Annotated in this window: 3 protein-coding genes; all 3 read right to left on the minus strand. The window is 48.2% G+C overall.

The genetic code is table 11. From position 1 onward, the window contains the following. Nucleotides 1–502 precede the first annotated feature (502 nt). Nucleotides 503–1,057: a fimbrial protein gene (locus LG30_RS0120885; protein ID WP_033132627.1), complete on the minus strand. Its 555-nt coding sequence runs from the start codon at nt 1,055–1,057 to the stop codon at nt 503–505. Nucleotides 1,058–1,589: 532 nt separating this feature from the next. Beyond that, complete coding sequence (locus tag LG30_RS23060; protein WP_152599410.1) at nt 1,590–1,865, minus strand: FaeA/PapI family transcriptional regulator; 276 nt, start codon at nt 1,863–1,865, stop codon at nt 1,590–1,592. 95 nt (nt 1,866–1,960) lie between these two features. Continuing rightward, nucleotides 1,961–2,458 (minus strand): transcription termination/antitermination NusG family protein, encoded by a 498-nt coding sequence (locus LG30_RS21805; protein WP_081966277.1) that lies wholly within the window; start codon nt 2,456–2,458, stop codon nt 1,961–1,963. Nucleotides 2,459–2,485 lie beyond the last annotated feature (27 nt).

Raw genomic sequence — 2,485 nt, forward strand, 5'->3', positions numbered from 1 at the left:
GAGTAAACGATGCGGCCTTCAAGGTTGATATCGCCGGCGGTATGCACTTTCTGGCGCTCGTCAGCCACGGCACCGAACGACGGCATCACTACCAGAATGGACAATAACGTCCCCTGCAATACTCTTTGCACCGACTGACCTCTTCACAACGACCGATAACAAAATGATGCCCGGGGATTGGTGGACCCAGGCCATCAAGAGAGAGTCCTCACCTCGCTCACACGAGATCCCTTGTCTCTGCACGCCTTGTGTTCACTCCACCTCAGGCAGCAATGACATGAAGGAAGCAACCGCGCCGTCCATGTAAATGATCCGGATGCCTATCTATCGGACGGGAAATATCGGCGCTGGCGGCGAAGACGGAGGCGAGAGCGGGAAATAGAACTCATACACTGCTGACACGGGACGCCAGGGCCCCATGCCATCTAAATTTGGGATATAGCCATAAAAGGGTGACTCGCCAAGCGAGTCACCCTGTCACTCTATTTAGCTATCACGCTATTTATTCGTAATGCACATTGAAGTTAGCCACGCTGCTGACGGGGCCTGGCGTCACCGTTGTGCTGGTGGAGATATAATCGACCGACAATGGGATGACGGTAGTACCATCCATGACCGACACAGTGCTTGATGGAACCCCGGTGTTGATCGGCAGCACGGCACCATCCGGCCCCATCAGTACCAGACCCACACCCTGGGCAGCACCGGCACCCGCCGTGTTGGCCAGCACGGAGGTCTTGCCGCTCACGGTCGTACCGCTGAACGACACCGCGGCAGTGGCCTGCACGGTGGGATCACAGTCGACCAGTTTAATCTCGAAGCTTTCCGGCTGATTCGCAGGTGCATCCGACGTTGAATTGAACGCTGCCGTACGTACTTGATCCAGATAGACGGTTTGATCCATGGAGTCAGAGCTCACCGCACACGCCGCGTTGACAACTTCACCGTTGAAATACACGGTGCCACCGGTAACAACCGTCGGCGCTTCGATAGCGAACGCATTCAAGCTCATACCAGCGGACAGAACAACAGCTACGGCTAACAGGGACTTTTTCATAAAAACTTTTAAACCTCAAATGAATGTGTAAATAATAAATTTAAAACTTGTCTATTCCAGACCGGGGTTTTCAACGCCTGAATCTGAATACATCCCAAGTAAATTAACGTTCACTTCAACAAACCGGGCAAGACCATATGACAGCGTAAATGTCCGCACATATATTCTTGATATTACACATCCCTGACAACGAGCCATTCTGGTAACGCATTTCCTTGATTGTTCACGTTATTATTTTATTATTATTTTATTATTATCATCAAGCAATTCATGAGACTGAATGATATTACCATTCAGCTGAACTGAAAATTAATGAAAATAAATAAACAGTGTTAATACCAAACCACTATATGGACCATCCCCATCCGCTTCTGATAGCAAGCCATCATTTTATGGCTGTAATATTACAACTATATTACAATCGTGGTAATTATTGGTTCATCATCTTATGAACATTTCCGAATCGATAAGGAATTTATGATAAAAACTAAAGATATGATATTGGATAGCGGTTAACGGCACATCATGCTCGTCAATTCCCCTGCACCTCGTCGTCCCACGGTGCCCTGTGCCGGCGAGGATACCAGCGCAGAGAGTTATTCACATTTTTATATGAACAAAAAACTCGGCCTTCTTGTGCCAGTGCCAACAAGTGCAGACGTGCAGAATAAATGGTTTCATTGCATGCATCTGCGACTTCCCGCGTCTTGGGCCATGCCTCATAGGGTGGCACTCCTTCTTCCATTACTGGACAGAGATCCATTAACGCCCGGTATACCCGCTGTTTCCTGATGTCACTCTTTTTCATGGCACTTCCGACTTCGCTCTTATTGATAACGATTTACCCCGTGTTACAAATAGGTATTTTAGAACTGATTGATGAAAATCCCAGACGTTGTGACATCAGTCTCTGATGGTCTCAGCCAACGCATAGAAGAGTGCACAACGTGCCGTCCCATCTTTTTCTTCAATAACCTGCTGCATCTGCCGACGCTGTGCATCGGTCAGGACCTGTATTTCTTGGGCTTGGAGCTCATCACTCATAACAGCATTAGTTGGTCGGCTTCCATCAGGATTTACCGTCAGTACCAACTGCATGACTTCGGCGACCACAGCCTCATGCAGAGGACTGATTACCCCGCCAAACCGAACAAGATGGTTCATGCCAGGACAGGCTGCAATTGTTGAGGTGTGATGCACCTCGGGATCAAAATAAATAAATAAATAGCCTGGAAACAAGGGCTCCAAAACCGATCTGAAATGCCCGGGGCGATCCGATCTTGGCTGACGACAACAGATCTGGGGAATAAATACTTCCACATTCAGACGAGCCAGGAACATCTGGACCTTAAATGCATTGTGTTTTCCTGTCTTGTGACAGGCAAGATACCATCGCCCCATATTGATTGATTCCCATGTAGATTACAG

Source organism: Aeromonas aquatica (assembly GCF_000764655.1).
GTDB classification, from domain to species: domain Bacteria; phylum Pseudomonadota; class Gammaproteobacteria; order Enterobacterales; family Aeromonadaceae; genus Aeromonas; species Aeromonas aquatica.

Coding starts and splice junctions, on each gene's coding strand:
- LG30_RS0120885 (WP_033132627.1), bottom strand. CDS start 1,057: ATGAAAAAGTCCCTGTTAGCCGTAGCTGTTGTTCTGTCCGCTGGTATG.
- LG30_RS23060 (WP_152599410.1), bottom strand. CDS start 1,865: ATGAAAAAGAGTGACATCAGGAAACAGCGGGTATACCGGGCGTTAATG.
- LG30_RS21805 (WP_081966277.1), bottom strand. CDS start 2,458: ATGGGGCGATGGTATCTTGCCTGTCACAAGACAGGAAAACACAATGCA.